This window comes from Streptomyces sp. NPDC002838 (assembly GCF_040295365.1).
GTDB lineage: Bacteria > Actinomycetota > Actinomycetes > Streptomycetales > Streptomycetaceae > Streptomyces.
In genome coordinates this window covers 107,276-129,015 of sequence record NZ_JBEOVF010000003.1, presented here as the reverse complement: position 1 = coordinate 129,015, position 21,740 = coordinate 107,276, and the positions used below count along the sequence as shown (strand labels likewise).

General features: G+C 72.2%; 24 protein-coding genes and 1 pseudogene. 16 read left to right on the top strand and 9 right to left on the bottom strand.

What is annotated here, in order from left to right; all coding sequences use genetic code 11:
* Positions 1-191: 191 nt before the first annotated feature.
* From ABT063_RS05540 to ABT063_RS05525, 4 genes are all read left to right on the top strand, one after another.
* Positions 192-1,673 carry an MFS transporter gene (locus ABT063_RS05540; RefSeq protein ID WP_351055850.1) on the top strand — a complete coding sequence of 494 codons (1,482 nt, stop codon included), beginning with the start codon at positions 192-194 and terminating at the stop codon, positions 1,671-1,673.
* A gap of 71 nt (positions 1,674-1,744) precedes the next feature.
* On the top strand, positions 1,745-2,239 hold the full coding sequence (locus ABT063_RS05535) for a hypothetical protein (RefSeq protein ID WP_351055849.1): 495 nt from the start codon (positions 1,745-1,747) through the stop codon (positions 2,237-2,239).
* Between the two features lie 13 nt (positions 2,240-2,252).
* The gene (locus tag ABT063_RS05530; RefSeq protein ID WP_351055848.1) at positions 2,253-3,008 is read left to right on the top strand and encodes a futalosine hydrolase; all 756 of its coding nucleotides are present in this window, start codon (positions 2,253-2,255) and stop codon (positions 3,006-3,008) included.
* A complete protein-coding gene (locus ABT063_RS05525; RefSeq protein WP_351055847.1) occupies positions 2,992-3,855 on the top strand; it encodes a 1,4-dihydroxy-6-naphtoate synthase in 864 nt (287 codons plus the stop codon). Before ABT063_RS05530 ends, ABT063_RS05525 begins: the two co-directional genes overlap by 17 nt.
* A 36-nt stretch (positions 3,856-3,891) precedes the next feature.
* Here the strand turns inward: ABT063_RS05525 and ABT063_RS05520 are convergent, their stop codons facing one another.
* Complete coding sequence (locus ABT063_RS05520) at positions 3,892-4,275, bottom strand: cold-shock protein (protein WP_351055846.1); 384 nt, start codon at positions 4,273-4,275, stop codon at positions 3,892-3,894.
* Positions 4,276-4,438: 163 nt separating this feature from the next.
* Between ABT063_RS05520 and ABT063_RS05515 the strand changes: the two genes are divergently transcribed.
* Complete coding sequence (locus tag ABT063_RS05515; RefSeq protein ID WP_351055845.1) at positions 4,439-4,687, top strand: hypothetical protein; 249 nt, start codon at positions 4,439-4,441, stop codon at positions 4,685-4,687.
* 52 nt (positions 4,688-4,739) lie between these two features.
* Here the strand turns inward: ABT063_RS05515 and ABT063_RS05510 are convergent, their stop codons facing one another.
* Both ABT063_RS05510 and ABT063_RS05505 read right to left on the bottom strand, forming a co-directional pair.
* Positions 4,740-5,354, bottom strand: coding sequence for an HAD family hydrolase (locus tag ABT063_RS05510; RefSeq protein WP_351055844.1), 615 nt, complete (start codon positions 5,352-5,354; stop codon positions 4,740-4,742).
* Between the two features lie 52 nt (positions 5,355-5,406).
* The gene (locus ABT063_RS05505; RefSeq protein ID WP_351055842.1) at positions 5,407-6,450 is read right to left on the bottom strand and encodes a hypothetical protein; all 1,044 of its coding nucleotides are present in this window, start codon (positions 6,448-6,450) and stop codon (positions 5,407-5,409) included.
* A 178-nt stretch (positions 6,451-6,628) separates the two neighbouring features.
* Between ABT063_RS05505 and ABT063_RS05500 the strand changes: the two genes are divergently transcribed.
* From ABT063_RS05500 to ABT063_RS05490, 3 genes are all read left to right on the top strand, one after another.
* The gene (locus ABT063_RS05500) at positions 6,629-9,295 is read left to right on the top strand and encodes a helicase-associated domain-containing protein (RefSeq protein WP_351055840.1); all 2,667 of its coding nucleotides are present in this window, start codon (positions 6,629-6,631) and stop codon (positions 9,293-9,295) included.
* 243 nt (positions 9,296-9,538) lie between these two features.
* Positions 9,539-9,667, top strand: a complete 129-nt coding sequence (locus ABT063_RS05495; protein WP_351055839.1) for a hypothetical protein — start codon at positions 9,539-9,541, stop codon at positions 9,665-9,667.
* 66 nt (positions 9,668-9,733) lie between these two features.
* Positions 9,734-9,994, top strand: coding sequence for a hypothetical protein (locus ABT063_RS05490; protein WP_351055838.1), 261 nt, complete (start codon positions 9,734-9,736; stop codon positions 9,992-9,994).
* On the opposite strand, the gene istB is transcribed toward ABT063_RS05490, so the two are convergent.
* Positions 9,972-11,168 (bottom strand): IS21-like element helper ATPase IstB, encoded by a 1,197-nt coding sequence (istB, locus tag ABT063_RS05485; RefSeq protein ID WP_351055837.1) that lies wholly within the window; start codon positions 11,166-11,168, stop codon positions 9,972-9,974. The two genes, ABT063_RS05490 and istB, sit on opposite strands and share 23 nt — an antisense overlap.
* A gap of 208 nt (positions 11,169-11,376) precedes the next feature.
* Here istB and ABT063_RS05480 point away from each other — a divergent pair, with 208 nt between their 5' ends.
* Positions 11,377-13,020: a DNA repair helicase XPB gene (locus ABT063_RS05480; protein ID WP_351055836.1), complete on the top strand. Its 1,644-nt coding sequence runs from the start codon at positions 11,377-11,379 to the stop codon at positions 13,018-13,020.
* A 7-nt stretch (positions 13,021-13,027) separates the two neighbouring features.
* On the opposite strand, the gene ABT063_RS05475 is transcribed toward ABT063_RS05480, so the two are convergent.
* Positions 13,028-13,213: a hypothetical protein gene (locus ABT063_RS05475; RefSeq protein WP_351055835.1), complete on the bottom strand. Its 186-nt coding sequence runs from the start codon at positions 13,211-13,213 to the stop codon at positions 13,028-13,030.
* Positions 13,214-13,556: 343 nt separating this feature from the next.
* Between ABT063_RS05475 and ABT063_RS05470 the strand changes: the two genes are divergently transcribed.
* Positions 13,557-15,608, top strand: a complete 2,052-nt coding sequence (locus ABT063_RS05470; protein WP_351055834.1) for a HelD family protein — start codon at positions 13,557-13,559, stop codon at positions 15,606-15,608.
* A 184-nt stretch (positions 15,609-15,792) separates the two neighbouring features.
* On the opposite strand, the gene ABT063_RS05465 is transcribed toward ABT063_RS05470, so the two are convergent.
* Together ABT063_RS05465 and ABT063_RS05460 are read right to left on the bottom strand one after the other, a co-directional pair.
* The gene (locus ABT063_RS05465; RefSeq protein ID WP_351055832.1) at positions 15,793-16,488 is read right to left on the bottom strand and encodes a copper homeostasis protein CutC; all 696 of its coding nucleotides are present in this window, start codon (positions 16,486-16,488) and stop codon (positions 15,793-15,795) included.
* Between the two features lie 98 nt (positions 16,489-16,586).
* Positions 16,587-17,252 carry a maleylpyruvate isomerase family mycothiol-dependent enzyme gene (locus ABT063_RS05460; protein WP_351055831.1) on the bottom strand — a complete coding sequence of 222 codons (666 nt, stop codon included), beginning with the start codon at positions 17,250-17,252 and terminating at the stop codon, positions 16,587-16,589.
* 46 nt (positions 17,253-17,298) lie between these two features.
* Between ABT063_RS05460 and ABT063_RS05455 the strand changes: the two genes are divergently transcribed.
* The 4 genes and pseudogenes from ABT063_RS05455 to ABT063_RS05440 all read left to right on the top strand — a co-directional run.
* Complete coding sequence (locus ABT063_RS05455) at positions 17,299-17,946, top strand: HD domain-containing protein (RefSeq protein WP_351055830.1); 648 nt, start codon at positions 17,299-17,301, stop codon at positions 17,944-17,946.
* 51 nt (positions 17,947-17,997) lie between these two features.
* Complete coding sequence (locus ABT063_RS05450; RefSeq protein WP_351055829.1) at positions 17,998-18,294, top strand: hypothetical protein; 297 nt, start codon at positions 17,998-18,000, stop codon at positions 18,292-18,294.
* The gene (locus ABT063_RS05445; RefSeq protein WP_351055828.1) at positions 18,291-18,590 is read left to right on the top strand and encodes a hypothetical protein; all 300 of its coding nucleotides are present in this window, start codon (positions 18,291-18,293) and stop codon (positions 18,588-18,590) included. The genes ABT063_RS05450 and ABT063_RS05445 overlap by 4 nt, the downstream gene beginning before the upstream one ends.
* Positions 18,591-18,618: 28 nt before the next feature.
* Positions 18,619-19,119: pseudogene (locus tag ABT063_RS05440) on the top strand (GNAT family N-acetyltransferase); the annotation flags it as partial.
* Here the strand turns inward: ABT063_RS05440 and ABT063_RS05435 are convergent.
* Both ABT063_RS05435 and ABT063_RS05430 read right to left on the bottom strand, forming a co-directional pair.
* Complete coding sequence (locus ABT063_RS05435; protein ID WP_351055827.1) at positions 19,116-19,382, bottom strand: DUF4031 domain-containing protein; 267 nt, start codon at positions 19,380-19,382, stop codon at positions 19,116-19,118. The pseudogene ABT063_RS05440 and the gene ABT063_RS05435 overlap by 4 nt on opposite strands.
* Positions 19,379-19,762, bottom strand: coding sequence for a DUF8819 family protein (locus ABT063_RS05430; RefSeq protein ID WP_351055826.1), 384 nt, complete (start codon positions 19,760-19,762; stop codon positions 19,379-19,381). The genes ABT063_RS05435 and ABT063_RS05430 overlap by 4 nt, the downstream gene beginning before the upstream one ends.
* A 55-nt stretch (positions 19,763-19,817) precedes the next feature.
* Here ABT063_RS05430 and ABT063_RS05425 point away from each other — a divergent pair, with 55 nt between their 5' ends.
* Together ABT063_RS05425 and murQ are read left to right on the top strand one after the other, a co-directional pair.
* Positions 19,818-20,726 carry a MurR/RpiR family transcriptional regulator gene (locus ABT063_RS05425; RefSeq protein ID WP_351055825.1) on the top strand — a complete coding sequence of 303 codons (909 nt, stop codon included), beginning with the start codon at positions 19,818-19,820 and terminating at the stop codon, positions 20,724-20,726.
* 51 nt (positions 20,727-20,777) lie between these two features.
* Entirely contained in the window at positions 20,778-21,710 is a 933-nt protein-coding gene (gene murQ, locus ABT063_RS05420) for an N-acetylmuramic acid 6-phosphate etherase (protein ID WP_351055824.1), read from the top strand.
* Positions 21,711-21,740 lie beyond the last annotated feature (30 nt).

The window sequence follows — 21,740 nt, the reverse complement described above, 5'->3', positions numbered from 1 at the left end:
TCACGCTCGGGCGCACCTCTACCACCCATTCTGCGGGATGGCTGAGATATGCACGCTACCTGTTCGCGTGGCCCTGGCCTACACCGACGCCTACACCCGCTGGACTGTCACCGGACTGTTCCCCGTCGGAAGTGCGCGGTCATGCGCGCGTAACCGCACTACACACGGCTTTCTCGGGGCACTATGACGGGGTGGCAGCCGCGAAGTCGCCCCAAGATGCCACCGGGATCGGTGGGCCCAAAGGGATGCCCAAGGGGATCAGGAGCCTCAAGGGAAGCAAGGACATCAAGGGGAGCAAGGGGAGCAGTCGAGACAGTGGATCGGGCCGGGTCGGCGGCTCTCTCCGCTCGGTCGGTCGTGCCCTGCACCTTCCCGTCACCGGCCCCGCCCGCGGCATCCGCAAGGCGACCCACGCGCACGGCGCCGGCGAGTCCGGCCTGGGCAAGCTGATCGAGCTGCACGGTGTGAACGGCGCCGGGGATGTGATGATCACCGTCGCCCTCGCCTCCACCGTGTTCTTCTCCGTCCCGACCGACGAGGCCCGCGGCCGCGTCGCCCTCTACCTCGCGATCACCATGGCGCCCTTCACGGTCCTCGCCCCGGTGATCGGCCCGCTCCTCGACCGACTCCCGCACGGCCGCCGCGCCGCCATGGCGGGCGCGATGCTCGCCCGTGCCCTGCTCGCGCTCGTCCTGTCCGGAGCGGTCATCTCCGGCAGCATCGAGTTGTATCCGGCCGCGCTCGGCGTGCTGGTCGCGTCGAAGGCGTACGGCGTGGTCAGAAGTGCCGTCGTCCCCCGGCTCCTGCCACCCCGCTTCTCCCTGGTGAAGGCGAACTCGCGCGTCACACTCGGCGGACTCCTCGCGACCGGCATCGCCGCGCCGATCGCGGCGGGGTTGCAGGCGATCGGGCCGCGCTGGCCGCTCTACGGCGCCTTCGTGATCTTCATCGCCGGTATGTTCCTGTCCTTCTCGCTGCCCCCGAAGGTCGACTCGGCCAAGGGCGAGGACACCGCGCTGCTGGCGGCGGACGAGGAGCATCTGCACGGGCCGCACCTGAAGCCGGTCAAGCGTCCCGGGCTGCGGACGGTCGGTATCGCCGTCACCCACGCCCTCGGCGCGAACGCCTCCCTGCGCTGGCTCTCCGGCTTCCTGACCTTCTTCCTCGCCTTCCTGCTGCGGGAGCACCCGCTGACGGGCGAGAGCGCGGCGGTGTCGCTGGGCCTGGTGGTCGTCTCGGCAGGCGTGGGCAACGCGCTCGGTACGGCGGTCGGGGCGTGGCTGCGCTCGAAGGCGCCGGAGATCATCATCGTGACAGTCGTCGCGTTCGTGCTGGGCACCGCGATCACGGCCGCGACCTTCTTCGGCGCCACCCTGGTGGCGTGTCTGGCGGCGGTGGCCGGGTTCGCGCAGGCCCTCGCCAAGCTGTCGCTGGACGCGCTGATCCAGCGGGACGTACCGGAGCAGGTGCGTACGTCGGCGTTCGCGCGCTCCGAGACGCTGCTCCAGATGTCCTGGGTGTTCGGCGGGGCGGTCGGCATCGTGCTGCCCCTCAACGGCACGCTGGGCCTCTTCGTGGGCGCCGCGATCGTCGCCACCGGCTGGCTGACCACCGTCAAGGGCCTGCTGAGCTCGGCCCGGCAGGGCGGCCCCGCGCGGTCGAGGGTGGCCTGAGGATCTTCTCGGGTACGGCACGCCGCACCCCGCGTGGGAGGACCACTCACGGCGCCAGATAGCCTTCGGCCATGACCACGCTGCAATCCGCTGTGCGACGCCGCCGCGCCGTCGCCGCCGCCGGCGCCGTTACCGCCGGGCTGCTCGTCCTGTCGGCCTGTGACAAGCCGACGCCGCGCGCCACCGTGACGGTCGGCGGCGACTCGGTGAGCGCCGAGGCCACGTGCTACGAGGGCGGCAAGAACCTCGGCCGCGAGGAAGCCACCAAGTGCGCGCTGAAGAAGGCGTCGGACACGATCAAGGTGCCGCAGAGCGAGACGCTGCGCATCGGTGTCGACCCGGAGGTCGCGGACACGGGCTGGGCCCTGTGGATCAACGGTCAGCAGGTCACGAGCGTGTACAAGAAGACGTACTACTCCTTCCAGGGCGTCGACCTCTTCGCCGACCAGCAGGGCCAGGCCGCGCCGAAGACGCTGAACATCAGCATCGTCGAGCAGAACAAGGCCGCCGAGAGCGACGAGTTCAAGGGCGTGTGGAACTTCAAGCTGGAGAACGCGGACGCGTGAGCTGCCGCCGGCCATGCGCGTCCTGGTAGCCACCGCGGTTCCTGTTGAAGGGGACGCGGTGGCACGGGCGTTTGACGGGGTGCCGATGGGCCGGCTGTCCCTGAGGTCTGTCGAGGCCGTACCCGGCGTTGCAGGCAGCGACAGCGGTCGACCGCCTGTGGCGGCGGGCACGACCATCGACGTCCTCGCCGTCGGTGTAGGCCCCGCCCTGGCCGCCGCCTCCACCGCCTCCGCCCTCACCGCCGCCGCCCTCGAAGGCGCCCCTTACGATCTCGTCGTCTCCGCCGGGATCGCCGGTGGTTTTCAGCCCGGGGCGCCCCTTGGTTCCCTCGTCGTCGCCGATGAGATCACCGTCGCCGATCTGGGCGCCGAGACCGCCGACGGGTTTCTGCCGGTGACCGAGCTGGGCTTCGGGGGTGTCAGCCACCGTCCGCCGGAAACACTCGTACGAGATGTCGTGGCCGCGACCGGCGCGCGCCCCGGCGCCGTACTCACCGTCTCCACCGTGACCGGCACCGCCGAGCGCGCCGCAGAACTCCGCGCCCGTCACCCCCGTGCCCTCGCCGAGGCCATGGAGGGCTTCGGTGTCGCCGAGGCGGCGGCGCTCCACCGCACGCCCGTGCTGGAGCTGCGCGCGGTCTCCAACCCGGTCGGCCCGCGCGACCGCGCCGCCTGGCGCATCGGCGAGGCCCTCACGGCCCTGACGGCGGGCTTCGGGAAGCTCGCGCCCGCACTGGAGAGTTGGAACCCACATGACCCCACCGAGTGAGCCCGTGCGGCCTCTGCAGATCGCCTACTCCCCCTGCCCCAACGACACCTTCGTCTTCGACGCCCTCGCCCACGGCCGCGTCCCCGGCGCCCCCGCCCTCGACGTGACCTTCGCGGACATCGACATCACCAACGGCTTGGCCGAGCGCGGCGAGTTCGACGTGCTGAAGGTGTCGTACGCCGTGCTGCCGTACGTCCTCGACGAGTACGCGCTGCTGCCGTGCGGGGGCGCGCTGGGCCGGGGATGCGGGCCGCTGGTGCTGACGCGGGAGGCCGGGGTCGACCTGACGGGCCGTACGGTCGCCGTGCCGAGCGAGAGGTCGACGGCGTATCTGCTGTTCCGGCTGTGGGCGGCGGACACGCTCCCGGGCGGGGTCGGCGAGATCGTGGTCATGCCGTTCCACGAGATCATGCCCGCCGTACGGGACGGCAAGGTGGACGCGGGGCTCGTCATCCACGAGGCGCGTTTCACGTACGGGAACTACGGGCTGCACAAGCTCGCGGACATGGGCGAGCACTGGGAGAACACGACCGGGCTGCCGATCCCGTTGGGCGCGATCATCGCCAAGCGTTCGCTGGGGGCCGAAACTCTGACGTTGTTGGCCGATTCCATTCGTACGTCCGTACGCGCGGCCTGGGACGACCCGGAGGTTTCCCGTCCGTATGTGATGGCACACGCCCAGGAAATGGACCCGGCCGTGGCCGACCAGCACATCGGCCTGTACGTCAACGAATTCACCGCCGACCTCGGAGAGGACGGCTACGCGGCCGTGCGGGGTCTCCTCACACGCGCGGCGGCCGAGGGGCTGGTGCCGCCCCTCGGCCCGAACGCGCTCGATTTTCCCTGACCGGGTGACCGGGTGACCGGGTGACGGGGACCCGGGTCAGACGTCCAGCTGGTCGGCGACCGCGCGCAGCAGGCCCGCGATCTTCTTGCCGGCGGTCTTGTCGGGGTAGCGGCCCCTCTCGAGCATCGGGGTGATGTTCTCGAGGAGGGTCGTCAGATCCTGGACGATGGAGGCGAGTTCGTCCGGCTTCTTACGGGTGGCGGCCGCGACAGAGGGGGTCGGGTCGAGCAGGGTGACGGAAAGTGCCTGGTCACCGCGCTGCCCGGCGACGACTCCGAACTCGACTCGCTGTCCGGGCTTGAGCGCCTCGACTCCGGCGGGGAGGACCGAGGAATGGACGAAGACGTCACCGCCGTCGTCGCGGGAGAGAAAGCCGAAGCCCTTCTCGCTGTTGAACCACTTGACCTTGCCGGTAGGCACGTCTGTCCTCGTCCTCGTACTCGTCGGAAAACTGCTTCTGAAACGGCTCTTGATAGCACTCGGGCGGGTCGTCGGGACCCGCCGGTACCAAGGCTAATGCTCTTCAGGCCGGTGACAAGACGTCACCCGGTTGTTCCTTCGCGCAGGGAACTACCCTGGTCCGGTGCGTGACAAAACCCAAACGAATTCCGCCGCTCCTGGTGACCGACTGATCCGTACCGGTGCGATCGTGTTCTTCATCGGTGCCTTGGCCACTCTCGTCACCGTGGCACCGTTCCTTCTCGGTACGACGCCTTTTCCGACGTACATGTTCGGTTTGAGCATGCTCATGGGCGTCGGGTTCCTGCTGTCCGGCGCAGGCGTACTGCAGTCGATCGCGGCGGGGCGCCGTCAGGCGCGGGCCGGGAGGTAGGGCCTGTCCGGCGGAGCAGCCCGCGTCTGCGGCATGATCCGCCGGGCAGGCCCTACGCCGAAAGCCAACCGGGAAACTCGGTGAGGTCCGCGAGGACCACGTCCGCCCCGGCGGCGCTCAGCTCCTCCCTGCCGCACGGGCCCGTCGCCACCGCCACCGACAGCGCGCCGGCGGTCCGGGCGCCCCGGACGTCCCCGACGTGGTCGCCGACGTAGACGGTTGCCCCGTGCTCGCGCAGCGCCTCCGCCTTCTGCTCCGCCCACAGGTCGCCGACGACCGCGTCGGGCTCGATGCCCAGGTGCTCCAGATGCAGCTTGGCGTTGGGCTCGTGCTTGGCGGTGACGACGACGGCCCGGCCGCCGGCCGCCCGCACGGCCGCTATCGCCTCGCGGGCACCGGGCAGCGCGGGCGTCGGCACGATGGCGATCGCCGGGTACATCGACCGGTAGAGGTCGCCCATCGCCTCCACCTCCTCCGCCGGGAACCAGTTGATCAGTTCCTCGGCCAGCGGCGGCCCGAGCCGGGTGACGGCCAGGTCGGCGTCGATGTACGTCCCCGTCCGCTCCGACAGCGCCAGGTAGCAGGCGCGGATGCCGGGCCGGGAGTCGATGAGGGTCATGTCGAGGTCGAAGCCGACGGTCGGGGCGGAGAAGGTCGTGGAGGCCATATCGGCCATTGTGCCCAGCGGGTACGCGGGTCAGGCGCCGAGCGGGTGTGACCTACCTCCGCTTCTGCGACCGCCACACCAGGTACAGCGCCGACGCCACGGCGGCGCCCCGCACGACCCACGGCCAGGTCTGGGCGACCGCGTCGTTCATCTGTCCCTCGGCGATGGGGGTGCCCCAGCGGCCCTCGGTACGGCCCCACAGCCAGACGATCCCGGCCGTGAGCGACAGGCCGGGCAGGATCATGACCGCCCACTTCGTCTCGGCGTCGGACAGCCGCCGCGAGGCGTAGGCGATGACCCAGCCCAGCAGCAGGGCGAAGAGGTTGCCGAGGATCGCACCCGCGACGAGGAGTCCGGCGGCGAGGAGCAGGAGGGGGTTGGTCCAGCGACTGCCCGTGCCGGTGCCCGTGGCCACGCCCTTGCCCTTGCCACGCAGCGGGGGCAGGAAGCGCCGCCGCCGACGGGCCGGGGCCTCCACGACGGCTTCGGCCTCCTCGGCCGTCTCCGCCTTCCCGAGGGCCGGGGCGGGCTTCTCGACCGCCGTCTCCTTCGGTGGCGGTGGCTTGAGCAGCTCCGGGATCTCCACACCACCGACGAACCCCGGCACGCTGTCCCCGACCCCGAAGGGGCTGCTGTCCACCCGCCACCAGTCGGGCTGCGTCGCGCTGTCCCCGAGCTCGTCCACGCCCGCGAGGTGCGGTGGGGAGGGCCCGTCGGAGGGCTCGGGGCTCGGCGCCCGGGCCGGGCGTGGCCGTGGCACGACGCGCCGCAGCCCCTTCGGCCGGCCGCCGTCGTCGGACTCCTTGTCCATGGCGACGGCCCGCTGTACGGGAACGGAGGTGGCCGGCGTCTGCGGGGCGCTGCCGCCGGTGCCGCCCGCGGCGTCGACGATCTCGTCCGGGCTGCCGAGCCGGGCGATGATGCGGCGGACGGCGGCGGGGCTGTCGACGGGGGCCTTGGCCCGGCGCCGGTCGATCTCGTTGCGCAGCTCGGAGACCAGGCGCATGCGGGTGGCCGACGGCAGCTGCCGCTGCTGAGCCACGTCACCGACGCGGCTCAGATACTCGTAGACGACCTGGTCACTTTCGATACCCACGAAGTCCCCTCCGGGGTCGGTGCGTTGGATACCCGTTGGATGACGGTATCGCGTATTTCCGGCGGCTCGGAGCTGCGACTTGGGGCGGCCGGGAACGCCGGTCCGCACCGACGCGCACCCCCACTCACCCGCGCCTGCTCGGCTCAGCCGCCGGAGGCAACCCGGTACCGTAAGTCGGATGAGCAACCCGGCCACCCCGCCGCGTTCCCTCGCGGAGGCGCTCCGTGCCAGGGACGACACCTCCCTGGCCGCACTCCTGCGCGCCCGCCCCGACCTCATCACCCCCGTCCCCACCGACCTCACCCAGCTCGCCACCCGCGCCGGCACCCGCGCCTCGGTCGTGCGGGCCCTGGAGCGGCTTGACCGTTTCGCGCTGCAGACGGCGGAGGCGCTGGCGGTGGCGGCGGACCCGGCGCCGTACGAGGAGCTGCTCGGTCTGCTGGCCGGCGACGAGGGCGACCCGGAGGTGGCCGCGGCGCTGCCGCGGGCTGTCGCGACCCTGCGCGAACAGGCCCTGGTGTGGGGCGACGACGACCGGCTGCGCCTGGTCCGCACGGCCCGTGAGCTGCTCGCGCCCTCGCCGCAGCATCCGTCGCCGACCGGCCTCGGTCCGACGGTGCAGGAGGCGACGGCGGGCATGTCGCCGGGCCGGATCCAGGAGATCGTCACGGCCGCCGGGCTGTCCTCGACCCACGACTCGGTGTCGGCGGTGACCGCGCTCACCGCCCTGTTCACCGACCGCAAGCGGATGGCGAGGCTGCTCGCCGGCGCCCCCGAGGAATCGATGGAGGTGCTGTCCCGCCTGGTCTGGGGGCCGCCGTACGGTCAGGTCACCGCCGACCCGGCGGCTCACCTGCGCTGGCTGCTGGACCGGGGGCTGCTGCTGCCGACGGCGCCCGGGACGGTCGTACTCCCCCGGGCGGTGGCCCTGCACCTGCGCGAGGGCCGGGCCCACCGCACCGTCGAGCCGCTGCCGCCCGCCGTCGAGGCGGCGGCCACGCACCGTCCACAGGTTGTGGACGCAACGGCGGCCGGACAGGCGTACACCGCGCTGGCCACCGTCGAGGAGCTGCTGAAGGACTGGGACGAGGGCGGGCCGACCGTGCTGCGGGCGGGCGGCCTCAGCGTCCGGGACCTGAAGCGGACGGCCGTCGCCCTGGACGCCTCCGAGCCGGTCGCCGCCTTCTGGGTCGAACTCGCCTACGCGGCGGGCCTGATCGCCTCCGACGGCGAGGCCGACGAGCGGTACGCGGCGACCCCGGCCTACGACGAGTGGCTGGAGCAGCCCGCGGCACAGCGCTGGGCGCGGCTGGCCGAGGCGTGGCTGGTGGCGACGCGGACGTCCGGGCTGGTCGGCGGGCGGGACGCGAAGGACCGTACGTTGTCGGCGCTGGGGCCGGGTCTGGACCGGTCCGCGGCGCCCGAGGTACGGCACCGGGTGCTGGCCCTGCTGGCCTGGCTGCCGGAGGGTGCCGCGCCGTCCGCCGAGTCCGTGCTGGCCCGCCTGCGCTGGGAGCGCCCCCTGCGCGGGCCGGTGGGGGTCCCCGCGCTCGAGCAGAGCCAAAAGTGGGGGAGGGACGACGACCTGCGCGCCCGGCTGGCCCGGTGGACGCTGTCGGAGGCGGAGATGCTCGGCGTCACGGGCCGGGGCGCGCTGTCGGGGCACGGCAGGGCGCTGCTCGGGGCGGGGTCGGCGAAGGGCGGCGTCTCGGCGGGGACCGCGCGGGACGACCGCGACGGCGGTCCCTCGGCCGAGGGTCCGTCGGGATCGGGCCGGGCAGCCGGACACACCGCGACCGCGGACGGTCCGTCCGGTGCCTCCTCCGGCCCCGGCGACAAGCTCCCTGTCCACCACCGCCCCGCGCCGGACCACGCGCCGCTCTCCCCCGCCGAACAGGCCACCGCCTCCGCCGCGGCCGCCCGTCTCCTCGCGCCCCTGCTGCCCGAGCCGCTGGACCACGTCCTGCTCCAGGCCGACCTGACGGCGGTGGCGCCCGGCCCGCTCCAGCGCCCGCTGGCGGACATGCTGGGCGTGCTCGCGGAGGTGGAGTCGAAGGGCGGGGCCACCGTCTACCGCTTCACGCCCGGTTCGGTCCGCCGCGCCCTGGACTCCGGCCAGGCGGCCTCCGACCTGCACGCCTTCCTCGCCGCGCACTCCCGTACGCCGGTCCCGCAGCCGCTCGCCTACCTGATCGACGACGTGGCCCGCAGGCACGGCCATCTGCGCGTGGGCGCCGCCTCCGCCTACATCCGCTGCGACGACGACGCGCTGCTCAGCGAGATCCTCGCCGACAAGCGCGCGGCGGGCCTGCGGCTGCGCCGCCTGGCGCCGACCGTGCTGGCCGCCCAGACCGACCCGGCCGCGCTCCTGGACGGCCTGCGCGCGATGGGCTTCGCGCCGGCCGCCGAGTCCGCGGAGGGCGACGTACTGATCACCCGTGCCCACGCCCACCGCACCCCGCCGCGCACGGCCCCGGAGCCGGTCCCGGACGGCCCGCCGGTCCCCGACGCGACCCTCCTGACGGCCGCGATCCGCGCGATCCGGGCCGGCGATCTCGCCTCCACCACTCCCCGCAAGCCCACCGCGGCCCCGGGCGCGGGCGGCGAGCTCCCCCGCACCAGCTCCGCCGAGACCCTCGCCACCATGCAGGCCGCCGTCCTCACCGGCGAGGCCCTTTGGATCGGATACGTCAACGCCGAGGGCGCCGCCAGCCAGCGCGTCATCGCCCCGATCCGCGTCGAGGGCGGCTTCGTGACGGCGTACGACCACACGGCGGACGAGGTACGGACGTATCCGCTGCACCGCGTGACGGGGGTCGCGGAGCTCGCCGACGAACAGCTCTGAGGGCGGCTCACTCCTGTCTCGCCCCTGGCTCAGCCCGGTCTCACTCCTGTCTCACTCCTGTCTCACTCCTGCGGGTGTACGTCCGTGTTCATGCCCGCCACGCCGGAGACTTCCCACCCATGAGGGAGCTTGCGCGGCCTCCCGCATTCCGGTGCGGGCCGCCGGGCAGCCACCGGGTGTCCTGATCAGGCCCGAGCAGCCCGGCCGGGAGCTCGGGCGAGTGCCCGGAAAGGAAATCCCCACATGCGTGCTGTCCGTCGTTTCGCCACCGTTCTGACCGCCACCGCCGTGATGATCGGTGCCTTCGCCACCCAGGCTGCCGCCGTCGCCATCGATGTCGCCGGGTTGGTCATCGAAACGCCGCCGGTCTGACGTGCCTCAGCTCATCCACCGGGCCGGTCCGGAGTTCCCGGGCCGGCCCGCCCCCACCGTCCGTACGTGAAAGGCCTGCGAGTCCCCATGCGTACCAACCGCCCCGCCGCCACCACCCGTTCCGCGGCCGTCGCCATTTCCGTCGCCGCCCTGGTCTCCGCCGCCGCTCTCCTCCTCGGCGGGCTCGCCCCCGAAGCGGCGGCCGCCCCATCCGCGCCGCTGCCGCTCCCGGTGGCCGGGGCCGGAGGCGAGCCCCTCGTCAATCTCGACGGGCACGTGTTCGCCCAACCGCTGGTCAACAACCTCACTCTGCCCACGCCGAAGTAGCCCGCCGCATCCGGTAGCTGTCCCCGTCGATCCGCACGGTCTCGGCGTGGTGGGCCAGGCGGTCCACCATCGCCGGCGCGGACGGGCCGCCGAAGACCTCGTCCCAGCGGCCGAGCGGCCGGTCGCCGGTCACGATCAGCGAGGCCCGCTCGTAGCGGTGCGCGACCAGCTGGAAGAAGAGGGCGGAGGTCTCCGCGTCGAAGGGCGTGTAGCCGACCTCGTCGACGACCAGCACCGGGTAGGCGTCGAGCGCGGCCAGTTCCTCGGCGAGCCGGCCTTCCGCCCGTGCGCCGGCCAGCCGGGCGGCCCACTCGGCCGCGGTCGCGAACAGCACCTGGTGACCGGCCTGACAGGCGCGCACGCCGAGCCCGATGGCCAGATGCGTCTTGCCGGTTCCGGGAGGGCCGACGAAAACCACGTTCCGCCGGGCGGCGACGAAGTCCAGCTTGCCGAGCCGGGCCACGGTCTCCCGGTCGAAGGCCCGGGGATGTTCCTCGTCGTAGGTCTCCAGCAGCTTCCGGGCCGGGAACCCGGCGGCGCGGATGCGCTCCTCGGCACCGGCGTCGGCCTCGCGCGGGGTCGCCTGCGCGGGAATGGGTGCGGGGGTCCGGACGGAATGCGGCACGGTCGCCGTCGGGGGTTCGGCCGCCGTTACGTCGCTCTCCCTGTGCGCGTGGGCGGGCTCGGTCCGGGCCAGCATCGGCCCCGACATGTACGCCAGGATCGCCGCCGACAGGATGAAGGCCATGTGGATCGTCGTGCCCCACAGCAGGGAGTGCTGCGCGGTGTGCTGGACGTCCACGAACATCTGGAGCAGGTGGACGGAACTGATGCCCACGATGGCGGTGGCCAGCTTCACCTTCAGCACGTTGGGGTTGACGTGCGAGAACCACTCCGGCTGATCGCGGTGGCCGGTGAGGTCGATGCGAGAGACGAAGGTCTCGTAACCGCCGACGATCACCATGATCAGCAGGTTGGCGATCATGACGACGTCGACCAGCTTGAGCACCGAGAGCATGACGTAGGTCTCGGTGGCCCGCCCGGACATGCACCGGAGGATTAACGTCCACAGTTCGTTGAAGAACTTGTAGACGTACACCCCCTGGACGATGACCAGGCCGAAGTAGAGCGGAGCCTGCAGCCAGCGGGTCGCGAACAGGGCGTACCCGAGCATGGCGGTCGGCGGGGACGGGGGGCGAGGAGACTGGGAACCAGTGGAGAGCTGCACGACCAGCCATTGTTCAAAAGCCGCGGCCGTACGGCTGTATCCGTGCACTCGCAGGGCTGAATAGACATCCTGTAAGACAGGACGTGGCCGGGCAGGAACAATCAGGCACACTGGACGTTTGGTCGTGCAGAGCCCTGTGGAAAGGCAGCCGCGCGTGAATGGTCCCCTCATCGTCCAGTCCGACAAGACCCTGCTCCTGGAAGTCGACCACGAGCAGGCCGACGACTGCCGTCGGGCCATCGCGCCGTTCGCGGAGCTGGAGCGGGCGCCGGAGCACATCCACACCTACCGGGTGACGCCGCTCGGCCTGTGGAACGCGCGGGCGGCCGGGCACGACGCCGAGCAGGTCGTGGACGCGCTGGTGCAGTACAGCCGCTACCCCGTGCCGCACGCGCTGCTCGTCGACATCGCCGAGACGATGGACCGGTACGGGCGGCTGACCCTGTCCAAGGACCCGGCGCACGGCCTCGTCCTCACCACCACCGACCGGCCGGTCCTGGAGGAGATCCTGCGCTCGAAGCGGGTCGCCCCGCTGGTCGGCGCCCGCATCGACCCCGACACGGTCGCCGTCCACCCCTCCGAGCGCGGGCAGATCAAGCAGGTGCTGCTGAAGCTGGGCTGGCCCGCCGAGGACCTCGCCGGGTACGTCGACGGCGAGGCGCACCCGATCGAGCTGGCCGAGGACGGGTGGGCGCTCAGGCCGTACCAGAAGCAGGCGGTGGAGAACTTCTGGCACGGCGGCTCGGGCGTGGTCGTCCTGCCGTGTGGCGCCGGAAAGACGCTGGTCGGCGCGGGTTCCATGGCCCAGGCGAAGTCGACCACGCTCATCCTCGTCACGAACACCGTCTCCGCCCGGCAGTGGAAGCACGAGCTGGTGAAGCGGACCTCGCTGACCGAGGAGGAGATCGGCGAGTACAGCGGGACGAGGAAGGAGATCCGGCCGGTCACCATCGCCACGTACCAGGTGCTGACGACCAAGCGGAAGGGCGTCTACCCGCACCTGGAGCTGTTCGACTCCCGGGACTGGGGTCTGATCGTCTACGACGAGGTGCACCTGTTGCCGGCGCCGGTCTTCAAGTTCACGGCGGACCTGCAGGCGCGGCGGCGGCTGGGGCTTACGGCCACCCTGGTGCGGGAGGACGGGCGCGAGTCCGACGTGTTCTCGCTGATCGGCCCGAAGCGGTTCGACGCGCCGTGGAAGGAGATCGAGGCGCAGGGCTACATCGCGCCCGCGGACTGTGTCGAGGTCCGGGTCAACCTGACGGACTCCGAGCGGCTGGCGTACGCCACGGCCGAGACCGAGGAGAAGTACCGCTACTGCGCGACGACGGAGACCAAGCGGAAGGTCACGGAGGCGATCGTCCGGCGCTTCGCGGGCCAGCAGATTCTGGTCATCGGCCAGTACATCGACCAGCTCGACGAACTGGGCGAGCACTTGAACGCCCCCGTCATCAAGGGCGAGACCCCCAACACCCAGCGCGAGAAGCTCTTCGACGCCTTCCGGCAGGGCGAGATCAGTGTGCTGGTGGTGTCGAAGGTGGCGAACTTCTCCATCGACCTGCCGGAGGCGACGGTCGCCGTCCAGGTGTCGGGCACGTTCGGGTCGCGGCAGGAGGAGGCGCAGCGGCTGGGACGGGTGCTGCGGCCGAAGGCGGACGGCCACCAGGCCCACTTCTACTCGGTGGTGGCCCGGGACACCCTCGACCAGGACTTCGCGGCGCATCGGCAGCGGTTCCTGGCGGAGCAGGGGTACGCGTACCGGATCATGGACGCGGACGAGTTGCTGGCGGAGAGCTGAGGGGCGGTCACCTGCGGCGGACGCCCGCCTCCTCGGCGTACTCACCGAGGATCACCACGTCGAAGGCGGCGCCCGCGAACACCTTGACGGCACGCAGGGCCTCGCCGAAGACATGACGGTGGCCATCCAGGAGCGGTGTGGCGCCGGCCGGGCGGGGCGGGCGCGGGGCGTGGGTGATGGTTGCTGCGCTCATGTGTCCATGGTGGCGTTCCGGACATAAGGAGGGCATCGGTCTGCGGGCCGAACCGGAAGGGTCGCCGGGTAGTACTTCCGGCCGAGATCCCTGCCCCCAGGGTGGAGGGGCCGTCCCCTAGGGGACAGGTGGGCGGACGGACCTGCGGCGTCGGGGGCACAAGAACCTGGGCACAAAAACCATTCGCTCTCGACTTCCCCGCTCACCTACAATCTCCGCTCTTGCCCGCCTCCCTCCCGGAGTGCCGCCGACCGGACGGAAACCGGTCGGCATCACGCAACCCGCGTCACCTCAGCGCGCCGCCGTCGCGCGCCCCACCCGCAGGTCCCCCGGAGGCACCCCCTTGTCCACGCCGTCCACGCCCGTCGACGCCGACCCGCTCGCCCGTGAGCGCTCCCACCTCGCCCGCTCCCGCGCCGCCCTGCGCGCGATGCGCGAGGACGTCGAGTCCCTCGACATCACCGACGTCACCGCGAACTGGGTCAACGCCGAGGCCCTCTCCCACCAGATCGACGAGCGCATCAAGGCCCTGGCCGACCTCAGCGACACCCCGCTGTTCTTCGGCCGGCTCGACTACCTGCACACACCCGGCGCCGAGCAGGCCGAGGGGGCGGAAGGCGAGCGGTTCTACATCGGGCGCCGGCACGTGCACGACCACGACGGCGACCCGATGGTCATCGACTGGCGTGCGCCGGTCTCGCAGCCGTTCTACCGGGCGTCCAAGAAGGACCCTATGGACATCGCGCTGCGCCGCCGCTTCGGCTACACGGGCGGTGACCTCACGGCCTACGAGGACGAGCACCTCTCCGACCCGGCCGAGGCTGCCACCACCAGCAAACTCCTCCAGCGGGAGATCGAGCGCCCGCGCGTCGGCCCGATGCGGGACATCGTGGCGACGATCCAGCCGGAGCAGGACGAGATCGTCCGCAGCGGGCTGGGCGGCACCGTCTGCGTGCAGGGAGGGCCCGGGACCGGGAAGACGGCCGTCGGCCTGCACCGAGTCGCGTACCTCCTCTACGCCCACCGCGACCGGCTGGCCCGCACCGGCACCCTGGTCATCGGACCGAACAGATCCTTCCTGCACTACATCGAGCAAGTACTCCCCGCCCTTGGTGAGTTGACCGTCCGCCAGGCCACCGTCGACGACCTGGTGGCGCACGTCGAGGTGCGCGGCACGGACGACGCGGCGGCGGCGATCGTCAAGGGCGACGCGAGGATGGCGGAGGTACTGAGGCGGGCCGTCTACTCACACGTGTCCATGCCGACCGAGCCGGTCGTCGTCGTGCGCGGCTCACGCCGCTGGCGGGTCCCGGCGTACGAACTAGAGGACATCGTCCGCGAGTTGCTCGACCGCGGCATCCGCTACGGCGCCGCCCGCGAGGCCCTGCCGCAGCGCATCGCGCACGCCGTGCTGGTGCAGATGGAGCGCTCGGGCGAGGCCCCCGACGACCGCGTGCAGGACGCCGTCGCCCGCAACGCCGCGGTGAAGGCGGCGGTCAAGGCGATCTGGCCGCCGGTGGACCCGGCCAAGCTCGTGCTGCGGCTGCTGACGGACGCGAACTTCCTCGCCGTACACGCGGAGGGCGTGCTGAGCGCGGACGAGCAGAAGACGATCCTGTGGGCGAAGCCCGTCCGCAGCGTGAAGTCCGCCAAGTGGTCGTCGGCGGACGCGGTGCTGATCGACGAGGCGAACGACATCGTGCAGCGCACGCACTCGCTCGGCCATGTGGTGCTGGACGAGGCGCAGGACCTCTCCCCGATGCAGTACCGGGCCGTCGGCCGCCGCTGCACCACCGGCTCGGCGACCGTCCTCGGCGACCTGGCCCAGGGCACCACCCCCTGGGCGACCCGGAGTTGGGACGAGGCGCTCGCCCACCTCGGCAAGTCGGACGGCGTCGTCGAGGAGCTGACGGCCGGTTTCCGCGTCCCGACGGACGTCATCACCTACGCCTCCCGGCTCCTCCCGCACATCGCCCCGGGCCTGGCCCCGGTCGCGTCGGTCCGTGAGAGCCCCGGCTTCTTCGCCGTCCGCGAGATCACCGACACCGGGCAAGTGATCGCCGCCTGCGAGGAGTCGCTGCGCAACGAGGGCTCGACCGGCCTGATCGCCGCCGACGCCCGCGTACCGGCGCTGGCAAAGGCGCTCACGGCGGCGGGCATCGGCTACTTGTCCCCGGGTGAGGAGACGACGTCCGAGACCAGGCTGACGCTCGTCCCGGCCTCGCTCGCCAAGGGCCTCGAGTACGACTACGTCGTCCTGGACGAGCCGCAGGCCGTGGTCGACGGCGAACCGGACGAACGGACAGGCCTGCGCCGCCTGTACGTGGCCCTCACCCGAGCGGTGTCGGGCCTGATCGTGACGCACGCGGCCGCGCTGCCGCCGCAGCTGACCTAGGCCCTGTCGTCAAATTCCCGTCGTCCGCCCGAAGGGCGGGCCCCGCGGCGGGCGAACGCTGCCTGCCCGGGCACTGGCTGCGGGCAGTCGTGCCGCTGGGGCGGCTCCCGACCCACAGCAAGAGCGGCACCCCGCAAGCGCCGGGCCGCGCGGCCCACCCCCGCCCAGCCCCCACGCAGGGCACCTACGAACCCCCGTCCAGCACCGCCCGCCACTCGGCCACGGCCCGCTCCGAAACCGGCCCGTCCCAGCCACCGGGCCGCGCCGCCCCGCCGATATGGAACGCGTCGATCCCGGCAGCCACCAGCAACGGCACATGCTCAAGCCGCAACCCACCCCCGACCAGAATCCGCTGCTCATAACCGGGCTCCCCCCTCCTCGCCGCCTCGGCGAGCAACGTGGGGAGCCCGTCGTCCACACCGGCCACCGAGCCGGCCGTGAGGTACGTGTCGAGCCCACGCAGCCCGTCCAACTGCTTGCGCAGGGCGTCCCGGTCGGCGGCCCGGTCGATCGCGCGGTGGAAGGTCCACCGGCAGCCGTCCAGCCCCTCCACAATCCGCTCCACGGCCGCCAGGTCCACGCTGCCGTCCGCGTCGAGGAACCCGAGCACGAACTCCTCGGCCCCCGCCTCCCGCATCTCGCGCGCGATCCCCACCAGCCGTTCGAGGTCCCCCACCGCGAACCCGTCCGCGAGCCGCAGCATCACGCGCAGCGGGATGTCCACGGCGGCGCGGATCCCGGCGACGGTCGCGGCCGACGGGGTCAGCCCGTCGGCCGCCATGTCGGTGACCAGTTCGAGGCGGTCCGCGCCTCCGGCCCGGGCGGCGAGCGCGTCCTCGGCGTCGAGGGCGATCACCTCCAGGACTGCACGCTTGCTCATGGGACCCCATTCGTCTTCGGCGGGCTTCATCGGGCGAGTACAGGTCTAGTCCAATTCTCAAGACTACGCCTGTACGGGACCGCTCACCCGAAGACGTCTCAGCCGAAGACGTTCAGCTCCTCCTCCTTCGCCCCCGCCAGCTCGTACGACGCCCCCGCCGCCGAACGCCCCGTGTACAGCCGTACGAGCGTGACGGCGTCCCCGATGTACCGCGCCGGCGTCCGCTCCCCCGGAACCCCGCCCAGCCGCAGCGGCTCGTCGACGTCGTCGAGGTCGGCCTGGAGCGGCACGTGGTCCCGCTCCCGGGTGAGCCGGGCCAGCAGCGCCAGCGCGTCCGGCAGCCCGGCGCCCCCGTACGCCCCGGGCTCCCCGAAGGTCTCCCGCACGTCCCCGGCGTGCACCCACTCCCCCAGCGCGATCACGTCCAGCACCCCGCCCGCCTCGGCGATCACCGGCCCGGCCTCGGTCATCCCGCGCTCCAGCTCGTCCACGACCTGGGCGTTCGTCCAGCCGCCCCGCTGGGCGATGTCCCGGTCGTTCGACTCGGGCGTGAACACCCCCTCCTCGAAGCGCTGCTCCACCACCCGTATCAACGCGGCCGAGCAGTGCGCGAGCACACCCCGCACGGTCCAGCCCGGACACGCGGCGGTCGGCAATGCGAAATCCGCGTCCGGCCTGGCCCGCAGCAGCGGTATCAGCGCGTTCCGCTCGACGATGAGGAGGCGCCCGGGCAGCTCTGGATCACGTATGTCAGCAGAAGTCATGGCCACCAAGCCAGGGGCGCTGCGGAGATCACGGGAGAATGACCGCATGGCCGATCCCGACGCTCTGCGCTCCCGCTTCACCCGAGCCCTGGAAGGAGCCCGGGGCCCCGAGGCCACCGGCCCCGACCCGGCCCCGTACGCCGACAGCCTGCTCGCCCGCTGGCAGGAACCGCAGCGCCGCTACCACACGCTCACGCACCTCACCGCGGTCCTCGACCACATCGACGTACTCGAACAGCACGCCACCGACCCGGACGTCGTCCGCCTCGCCGCCTGGTTCCACGACGCCGTCTACCTCCCCGACCGCTCCGAGAACGAGGACCGCTCGGCCCGCCTCGCCGAACGCGCCCTCCCCGAGGCCGGGGTCTCCGCCGAGAAGACGGCCGAGGTGGCCCGCCTGGTCCGCCTCACGGAGACCCACGCCCCGTCCCCCGACGACCGCAACGGCCAGGTCCTCTGCGACGCCGACCTCGCGATCCTCGCCGTGCCGCCGTCCGCGTACGCCGCGTACACGGCCGCCGTACGCGAGGAGTACCACTTCATCCCGAACGACGCCTTCCGCGAGGGCCGTTCCGCGATCCTGCGCCGGCTCCTGGCCCTGCCCAGGCTGTTCAGGACGCCGTACGGGGAGTCGGAGTGGGAGGCGACGGCCCGCTACAACCTCCGGTCGGAACTGGAATTGCTGACGTCATGACGTCGGCCGGAGTAGCGTGGGACCTGCCCTCCGCAGGAAGGATCACGCTCCGTGAGCGAACAGCCCGCCCAACCGGAAGTACCTGTCGAGCCACCGCCCATGCGGACCCTCGGCGAGGTTCGGGCCGCCCTCGCCGCAGGACTGGGCTTCCCGGGCGATCCGGCCCGCCTCGAAGCCGAACTGGCGGCCACCTTGAACCGCGTCGACTTCACGGACCTGCACGAGGTGTCGGAGCTGATCGCGACATACCGCGGGCATGTCCTGACCCGTTGCGACCCCGACTTCGAGGCGTCCCTCGCCGAGGGCGTCGAACTGGCCATGTCCCTCAAGCGGGACGGCGCCCGTTGAGCGAACTCGGGGCCCTCGTGGAGATCACACACACGGCCCGCAAACGGCTGGATCCACTCGGCCCAGATGCAGCATCGGCTGTCGAGCGCCTGCGCGAGGAACTGGAGCGAACACCACATCTGGGGCGACGCGTCCGCGTCCTCGACCACGGCGCGGAAGTCTGGGTGACGCGCGTCGAGGCCCGGGCCGACTGCCCCGCCCTGTCCGTGACGTACGTCTATGCACCCCACCCCGCACCGCCGACCGGCGCCATCGTGACCGTCGTACCGGACGACACCCGGAGTGAGGATGTCTGAGCTGTCCGGTCACGACGCCCCGATCCATATCCCCGCCGACCGCCTCACCCTCCAGGGCGTCACCCCCGCGGCCGCCGCCGACCTGAGCGCGGGCGGTGGCGGAGGCTTCGAGTGGCTGGAGGGCGGGCCCTTCGAGGGCACGCTGGAGGCCGCCGGGCTGATGCTGAAGGCCTGCGAGGCCGGGGTGCATCGTCCGGAGTTCGGCCTGTTCGTCCTCGTGCGGAAGGAAGACGGCCGCGCGATCGGCGGCATGGGCTTCCACGGGGCGCCGGACGAGGAGGGCAAGGCAGAGATCGGCTACGACCTGGTGGAGAGCGCCCGCGCCAACGGCTACGCGACCGAGGCGCTGCGCGCCCTGTCGGAGTGGGCGCTGGCCCGGGACGACGTACAGATGCTGTTCGCGGTCATCGAGCGGCACAACTTCCCGTCCCAGCGGGTGATCGCCCGCGCCGGGTTCAAGCAGGTCAGCGACGAGGGAGAACACCTCGCCTATGAACTGCGCGGCCAGGGCCCGTCCTGTCGGCCCTAGACCGACCGTCCCTTCGGCCTGCGCAGCCCCGCCCCGTGCAACAACCGCACCACCTCACGACTGCTGACCTCCACCGCCCCGGCCGCGACCACGTCCGCGTACCGGTGCGAGGGAATGTCGTAGTGGTCCCGCTCGAAGGCCCGGCGCGGGACCCCCAACTCCTCAGCGAACGTGTGCAGTTCGTCGTACGAGACATCGCTGACCAGATGGGACCACATCCGGCCGTGCCCCGGCCAGGTCGGCGGGTCGATGTACACCGTCACGAGGACGACGTCCCGTCGGCCGCCGACCCCAGCGCCCCCACCGCCGCGACCTTCACGCCCGCCTTGTGGCACACCCAGTGCGGGTCGGGGCCGAGCTCCGGCTCGACGTCCAGCGCGTGCGGGTCGCCGGAGCCGCACACCGGGCACAGCGGCCAGCGGCCGTACCGCTCGAGGAGCGCGTCCTGCACGTCCTGCGCGACCAGCCCGGCCACGTACTCCACGCCGTCCGGCCACTGCTCGACCCACCAGCGCCGCTGGACGACGGCCTCCTCGACCATCGACACCACCTCCGCCTCGGCGACCTCGCCCGCGACGAGATCGGCCAGTACGAGGGCGCGTGCCGCGTGCAACGCCTGCTCCAGGGGGCTGATGGGGTCCATGCACCCATTGTGCGCACTCTTGACCACATGACCGAGCCGAAAATATCTTTCACCTGTGACCCGCGAAGTGAAGGAAATTTTCGGCTCCGGCGCACCGCCCGCCCCGGCCGCCCTGGCCGCCAAGGTGCGCACGCTCGCCCCTTCCATGACCCGTTCCATGCAGCGGGTCGCCGAGGCCGTCGCGAAGGACCCCGCCGGCTGCGCCGCCCTCACGGTCACCGGCCTCGCCGAACTCACCGGCACCAGCGAGGCCACGGTCGTCCGCACCGCGCGTCTGCTCGGCTACCCCGGCTACCGCGACCTGCGCCTCGCGCTCGCCGGCCTCGCCGCCCAGCAGCAGTCCGGGCGCGCCCCCGCCATCACCACCGACATCGCGGTCGACGACCCGATCGCCGACGTCGTCACGAAACTGGCCTACGACGAGCAGCAGACCCTCGCGGACACGGCGGCCGGCCTGGACACCGTGCAGCTGGGGGCGGCCGTGACCGCGCTGGCCGCCGCCCGCCGCACCGATGTGTACGGCGTCGGGGCGAGCGGCCTGGTCGCCCAGGACCTCACCCAGAAGCTGCTACGGATAGGGCTGATAGCCCACGCGCACAGCGATCCGCACCTCGCCGTCACCAACGCCGTGCAGCTGCGGGCGGGCGACGTGGCCGTCGCGATCACCCACTCCGGGTCCACGGGGGACGTCATCGAGCCGCTCCGGGTCGCGTTCGAACACGGGGCTACGACGGTGGCGATCACCGGTCGGCCCGACGGTCCCGTCACCCAGTACGCCGACCACGTCCTGACGACCTCCACGGCCCGCGAGAGCGAACTCCGCCCGGCGGCGATGTCGTCCCGGACCAGTCAGCTGCTGGTCGTGGACTGCCTGTTCGTCGGGGTGGCACAACGGACGTACGACACGGCGGCGCCGGCCCTGTCGGCGTCGTACGAGGCGCTCGCGCACCGGCACCGGCGGTAGACACCGCACCGCGACCTTGAACGACCTTGAATGTGAAAGAGCCGTTCCTCTATGACCTCCACCTCCGACCCCCGTGACCTCCAAGCCCAGCTGGAGACCCTGACCACCGAAGCCTTCCGGCCCGAACTCGCCGACATCGACCGCCTGCCCACCCTCGACATCGCCCGCCTCATGAACGCCGAGGACACCTCCGTGCCGGCCGCCGTCGCCCAGCGGCTGCCCGAGATCGCCGCCGCGATCGACGCCGTCGCCGAACGGATGGGCCGGGGCGGCCGGTTGGTCTACGCGGGCGCCGGTACCGCCGGACGGCTCGGCGTGCTGGACGCCTCCGAGTGTCCGCCGACCTTCAACACCGCCCCGGAGCAGGTCGTGGGCCTGATCGCGGGCGGCCGGGAGGCCATGGTCACCTCGGTCGAGGGCGCCGAGGACTCCGAGGAGCTGGCCCGCACCGACCTCGACGCCCTCTCCCTCACCGCCGACGACACCGTGGTCGGCATCTCCGCCTCCGGCCGCACCCCGTACGCCATCGGCGCGGTGGAGCACGCCCGCGAGCACGGGGCGCTGACCATCGGCCTGGCCTGCAACGCGGACAGCGCCCTCGCGGCGGCCGCCGAGCACGGCATCGAGATCGTCGTCGGCCCCGAACTGCTCACCGGCTCCACCCGCCTCAAGGCAGGCACGGCCCAGAAGCTGGTGCTCAACATGCTGTCGACGATCACGATGATCCGCCTCGGCAAGACCTACGGGAACCTGATGGTCGACGTCCGCGCCTCGAACGACAAACTGCGCGCCCGTTCCCGCCGCATCGTCGCCCTCGCCACCGGCGCGGCGGAGGAGGAGGTCGAGCGAGCCCTGGCGGCCACCGACGGCGAGGTGAAGCACGCCATCCTGACGATCCTGGCTGATGTCGACGGTCCGACGGCGGCCCGTCTTCTGGCCGATTCCGGCGGTCATTTGCGGGCGGCGCTGGGGGCGGCGACCTAGCATGGGCGTTCGATCAGCGGATCGAGGGGG

Excerpts from the sequence above, each read along its gene's own strand:
- ABT063_RS05465 (WP_351055832.1), bottom strand. The coding sequence starts at position 16,488 with ATGAGCAAGCGTGCAGTCCTGGAGGTGATCGCCCTCGACGCCGAGGAC.
- ABT063_RS05510 (WP_351055844.1), bottom strand. The coding sequence starts at position 5,354 with ATGGCCTCCACGACCTTCTCCGCCCCGACCGTCGGCTTCGACCTCGAC.
- murQ (WP_351055824.1), top strand. The coding sequence starts at position 20,778 with ATGACCTCCACCTCCGACCCCCGTGACCTCCAAGCCCAGCTGGAGACC.
- ABT063_RS05500 (WP_351055840.1), top strand. The coding sequence starts at position 6,629 with ATGAGCAACCCGGCCACCCCGCCGCGTTCCCTCGCGGAGGCGCTCCGT.
- istB (WP_351055837.1), bottom strand. The coding sequence starts at position 11,168 with ATGCTCGGGTACGCCCTGTTCGCGACCCGCTGGCTGCAGGCTCCGCTC.
- ABT063_RS05525 (WP_351055847.1), top strand. The coding sequence starts at position 2,992 with ATGACCCCACCGAGTGAGCCCGTGCGGCCTCTGCAGATCGCCTACTCC.
- ABT063_RS05460 (WP_351055831.1), bottom strand. The coding sequence starts at position 17,252 with ATGACTTCTGCTGACATACGTGATCCAGAGCTGCCCGGGCGCCTCCTC.
- ABT063_RS05535 (WP_351055849.1), top strand. The coding sequence starts at position 1,745 with ATGACCACGCTGCAATCCGCTGTGCGACGCCGCCGCGCCGTCGCCGCC.
- ABT063_RS05455 (WP_351055830.1), top strand. The coding sequence starts at position 17,299 with ATGGCCGATCCCGACGCTCTGCGCTCCCGCTTCACCCGAGCCCTGGAA.
- ABT063_RS05495 (WP_351055839.1), top strand. The coding sequence starts at position 9,539 with ATGCGTGCTGTCCGTCGTTTCGCCACCGTTCTGACCGCCACCGCCGTG.
- ABT063_RS05475 (WP_351055835.1), bottom strand. The coding sequence starts at position 13,213 with ATGAGCGCAGCAACCATCACCCACGCCCCGCGCCCGCCCCGCCCGGCC.
- ABT063_RS05430 (WP_351055826.1), bottom strand. The coding sequence starts at position 19,762 with ATGGACCCCATCAGCCCCCTGGAGCAGGCGTTGCACGCGGCACGCGCC.
- ABT063_RS05530 (WP_351055848.1), top strand. The coding sequence starts at position 2,253 with ATGCGCGTCCTGGTAGCCACCGCGGTTCCTGTTGAAGGGGACGCGGTG.